The organism is Pseudomonas brassicae (genome assembly GCF_010671725.1).
Classification (GTDB): domain Bacteria; phylum Pseudomonadota; class Gammaproteobacteria; order Pseudomonadales; family Pseudomonadaceae; genus Aquipseudomonas; species Aquipseudomonas brassicae.
This window is the reverse complement of record NZ_JAAHBU010000427.1, coordinates 1-4,239: the sequence shown is the minus strand read 5'-3', so window position 1 is coordinate 4,239 and position 4,239 is coordinate 1. Positions and strand designations below refer to the sequence as shown.

Genomic DNA, 4,239 nt, shown 5'->3' with positions numbered 1-4,239 from the left:
TCGGCCTCTGCAAGGGGCGGCAGATCAAGATCAACAGCCAGATCAACAGCAAGGTCAAGAGCAAGGTCAAGAGCCAGCGTCAGCAGCCTTTATAAGGCTACATTCACGCTACCTATCACCGCACAAAGCACAAGCCGCATAGCCAAAGCCCCCCCTTAATACCCAAGCGTCATATCCGTTATATCAAGCCGCCACAATTGATTTAAAAACAGACCTTTACAGCAGAAATATGACACTACACTTCAACTCAAGCGGCCTGGCCCGCTTCCGGCGGGCCTGACCGACCCACTTGCTGCCAAGCACCAGCGCCCCGCCGGCCATTTACCAGTTCGAGGGCATCATGGGTATCGCCGCGAGCGAGTTGAGTGAGTATGTAATACGCCCCACCCTGCTCTATCTGGGCCGCCACTGCCCCAGCGCAGAGGCCCTGCTGCTGGGTGTGGCTGCCAGCCAATCGGCCCTGGGCTCCGCCTTGCACGACCGCCGCGGACACGGCCTGTATCGCATTGCCGAGCTGCGCCACCAATCGCTCTGGGACCAGTTTCTGGCCCGCGACCCCGACCTCGCCAGCCTCGTGCGCGGCCTCGCCAGCCAGCATGCATTTCTCAGCGGGCCGCACCTGGAACTGACGGTCAACCTGCGATACGCCACCGCCATCGCCTGGATGCTGGTGGAAGAACAGTCCCCACAACTGCCAGATCCCGACGATCTGCTAGGCTTGGCAAGAATCTGGCGCCAAACTTTTCAACCAAACGCCCGATTACGCGACTTCACCCAGGCCTGGCAGGCATGTGTCGGCATACCCGCACTTCAGGCCTGCTGAACATGCCTACAAGAAAACACTGAAAATCCACGAATTTGGTCGGATTGTCCTACAAAACAGCTCTATCTCCTGAGATACAGCCTATAGCGCGGTGGCAAAAATATTGATACTTTGCGCTCCGGTGATCCCATGGAGTTTCTAATAATGAAAAAAGTAATACTCAAAACCTCACTCAGCCTCGCCGTCGCCCTGGCCTCCACTCAGCTGTTCGCCAGTGGCTTTGCTCTCAACGAACAAAGCATCAGCGGCATGGGTACAGGTTTCGCGGGTCGTTCCTCTTCTGCCGATGACGCCAGCACCGTGTTTGGCAACCCTGCCGGCATGTCCCGCCTGAAACGCGAACAGGTCACCGTTGGCGGCGCAGCCATCATCGCCAAGTCCGATATCAGCGGCAGCGGCACCTTCGGCGGCAGCAACGACGGCGACATGGTTCCGGTCGTGGGCGTGCCACTGGGCTACTACGTCAAACCTATCGATGAGCACTGGGCTTTCGGTATCGGCATGTACGTGCCGTTCGGCCTGATTACCGATTATGAACACGGCTTCGCCGGCCGCTATTTCGGCAGCAAGAGCGAAGTGCAGGTCGTGACCCTGCAACCCACCATCAGCTATGCGTTCAACGACAAGGTCTCGATCGGTTTCGGCCCGACCATCAACCGCATCGACGGCACCCTGGAATCCGCCACCCTGAACCGCGCCACCCCCGGCAGCAATGACGGCAAGGTGAAGATCACCGGTGACGACACTGCCATCGGCTACAACATCGGCGTGATGATCCAGGCCACCGACAGCACCCGTGTCGGCCTGACCTATCACTCGATGGTCGATTACAAGCTCAAGGGCGATACCAAGATCAACGGCTCCGGCTTCGGCCCGTTCAGCGGCAGCAAGTTCGATGCCTCGCTGAAGATCAAGACCCCCGAGTCGGTGGACTTCTCGGTTACCCACGAACTGGATGACCACTGGACCCTGTACGCCGGCAGCACCTGGACTCGCTGGAGCCGCCTCGAATCGATCGTGGTGAACAACCAGGACACCGGCCCACTGGCCCCGGCACTGGGCCAGATCACCGAAGAACAGAACTGGCACGACACCTGGGCCCACGCCATCGGCGCAGCCTACAAGGTGAACAAGGAATGGACCCTGCGCGCCGGCTTCTCTGTCGACCAGTCGCCCGCCAACAACCATGATCGTTCGCCACGTATCCCAACCGGCGACCGCAAGGTATTCAGCCTGGGCGCCGGCTGGAGCCCAAGCGACGACATGACCATCGATGTGGCCTACTCGTACCTGATGGAAGAAGAGGTCAAGATCAACCAGAGCACCGCAATCACAGACCCGTCGTTCAAGGGTTCGTACAACGCCAAGTATGAAAACAGTGCACACGGCCTGGGTGCCTCACTGACCTACCGCTTCTGATTCGAGCTGCAAAAAAACCGCCTTCAAGGCGGTTTTTTCATGCCTGGGACTGCACCGGCCACCTGTGAGCCAGGCGTTCCTGCACGTAGTCCATGAAGGCCCTGACCTTGGGCGTCAGCGCTGATCGGTCGGCTACACACAGGTAAACGTGCATGGGCTCGGTCTGCGCATAAGCCTGCATCGGCCGCGAGTATTCGAACAAGGGCACCAACTGCCCGCTTTGCAGGTAGGGCCTGGCCACAAACTCGGCCAGACGGGTAATGCCACCGCCCATCACCGCCATCTGCGCCAGTACGTCAATGTCATCGCTGATCGACACATCGCCAAATTCCGCGTCAAAACGCAACCCATCGCGCACGAAGCCCCAACGCAGGAAGCGTCCGTCGACCGGGTAGCGAAACACCAGGCAACGGTGCGCCTTCAACGCCTCGGGCGTGCCCGGCCAGCCGGCCTGCTCCAGATAAGCAGGTGCCGCACAGCAAATGAAGGGGATCTTTGCAATGGGGCGCGCCAGCAACCCGTCCTCCAGCTGCGGAGCAATGCGCACACTGACATCCACCGATTGAAGGGCGTGATTGACACGGCCGTCGCTCGTAAGCAATTCAATTGAAAGCTGCGGGTAACGCACATTGAACGCAGGCATCAGCGGTGCCAGCACATGCCGTGCAAATGCCGAGGAAGAAGAAATGCACAAGCGTCCATGGGGCTCGCGGTCATCTGCAGTGACTGCCTGCTGCGCCAGTTCGAGGTCGCGCTCCACGTGCCTGACCTTCTCGTAGTAGGCCCTGCCGTTGTCGGTAAGCGCCATGCTGCGGGTGGTTCGCGCCAGCAGTCGCACCTGCAGGTGGCTTTCCAGGCGCGCAATGTTCTGGCTGACCGCTGCCGCACTGAGGCCAAGGTTGCGCGCACCAGCCGCAATGCTGCCCGCCTCGACCACCTTGATGAAACTGCGTATCGAGCCCAGCAGGTTCACAGCACATCTCCAGGATTCGTAAGGTTCTCTTTATAAAGACCTAACCTGGTGCCGTCTACCTCAGCGTCTGCTGCCTTGCTAGTCTGCCCCCTCTCACACCATTCGGAGGACCTTGCATGACCACGCAGACCCGCCCACGCCTCAAGCTCGGGGTTCGCGCCACGCCCTATGTGTTCGCATTCTACATGTCGTCGATCATGGCCATGCTGATGTGCTTTGTGATCACTGCCGCCAACAGCGGTATTGGCGATCACTACCTGAGCAGTGTACTCAAGGCCTATCAACTGGCCATGCCGGTAGCCTTCGCCTGCGTGCTGGTGGTACGCCCCATCGTGCTCAAGCTGGTGGCATGGACCGTCCACCCCGGCAAGCACTGAGCGCCCTCACGGCTGGGACGCGATGGCCTTCTCGATCGCCGCCTTGAAGTCGGCATCGTCCGGCTTGGTCAGGCTGGAAAAGCTTGCCACCACCTTGCCCTGGCGATCGACCACGTACTTGTAGAAGTTCCACTTCGGCGCACTGCTTTGCCGGGCCAATTCGCGAAACAGTGGCGTGGCATCGTCGCCGCGCACTTTTTGCGGCTCGGTCATGGTAAAGGTCACGCCGTAATTGGCGTAGCACACCTTGGCGGTCTTCTCGCTGTCGGCATCTTCCTGCTTGAAGTCATTGGACGGCACACCGAGCATTTCCAGCCCTTGCGCGTGATACGCCTTGTAGGTACTTTCGAGCCCCTCGAACTGTGGGGCGAAGCCGCAATAACTGGCGGTATTGATCACCACCAGCGGCTTGCCGGCGAATTGCTCGCACAGGTTGACCTGCTCTTTGGCGCGCAACTTCGGCAACTCGCCCTGCAACAGCGCAGGGCACTCGACCGCCAGTGCAGCACCCGCGCCAAGCAGGCTCAACAACGGAACCACCAACCAGCGTGCGTGCATATCCTTTCTCCCCTACCTGAGTGCAGAACCTCAGCTTACGCCTAGCACACGCCCATGCCCAACTGCATCAGCGCCAGGCCACCCTGCTG

Annotated in this window: 5 protein-coding genes; 3 read left to right on the top strand and 2 right to left on the bottom strand. The window is 59.9% G+C overall.

The window, feature by feature from the left end; all coding sequences use genetic code 11:
* Positions 1–340 precede the first annotated feature (340 nt).
* Entirely contained in the window at positions 341–823 is a 483-nt protein-coding gene (locus G3436_RS23580) for a hypothetical protein (RefSeq protein WP_163950131.1), read from the top strand.
* Positions 824–967: 144 nt separating this feature from the next.
* Positions 968–2,242, top strand: a complete 1,275-nt coding sequence (locus tag G3436_RS23575; RefSeq protein WP_163950129.1) for an OmpP1/FadL family transporter — start codon at positions 968–970, stop codon at positions 2,240–2,242.
* Positions 2,243–2,279: 37 nt separating this feature from the next.
* On the opposite strand, the gene G3436_RS23570 is transcribed toward G3436_RS23575, so the two are convergent.
* Positions 2,280–3,215 carry a LysR substrate-binding domain-containing protein gene (locus tag G3436_RS23570; RefSeq protein ID WP_163950126.1) on the bottom strand — a complete coding sequence of 312 codons (936 nt, stop codon included), beginning with the start codon at positions 3,213–3,215 and terminating at the stop codon, positions 2,280–2,282.
* 116 nt (positions 3,216–3,331) lie between these two features.
* On the opposite strand from G3436_RS23570, the gene G3436_RS23565 reads away from it, so the two are divergent.
* Complete coding sequence (locus tag G3436_RS23565) at positions 3,332–3,592, top strand: DUF2798 domain-containing protein (RefSeq protein ID WP_163950123.1); 261 nt, start codon at positions 3,332–3,334, stop codon at positions 3,590–3,592.
* A gap of 6 nt (positions 3,593–3,598) precedes the next feature.
* Here G3436_RS23565 and G3436_RS23560 read toward each other — a convergent pair whose 3' ends face one another.
* Positions 3,599–4,150 (bottom strand): glutathione peroxidase, encoded by a 552-nt coding sequence (locus G3436_RS23560; protein WP_163950122.1) that lies wholly within the window; start codon positions 4,148–4,150, stop codon positions 3,599–3,601.
* Positions 4,151–4,239: the final 89 nt, after the last annotated feature.

Bases quoted from the DNA above. Each gene is read 5' to 3' on its own strand.
- G3436_RS23560 (WP_163950122.1), bottom strand. From the start codon at position 4,150: ATGCACGCACGCTGGTTGGTGGTTCCGTTGTTGAGCCTGCTTGGCGCG.
- G3436_RS23565 (WP_163950123.1), top strand. From the start codon at position 3,332: ATGACCACGCAGACCCGCCCACGCCTCAAGCTCGGGGTTCGCGCCACG.
- G3436_RS23575 (WP_163950129.1), top strand. From the start codon at position 968: ATGAAAAAAGTAATACTCAAAACCTCACTCAGCCTCGCCGTCGCCCTG.
- G3436_RS23580 (WP_163950131.1), top strand. From the start codon at position 341: ATGGGTATCGCCGCGAGCGAGTTGAGTGAGTATGTAATACGCCCCACC.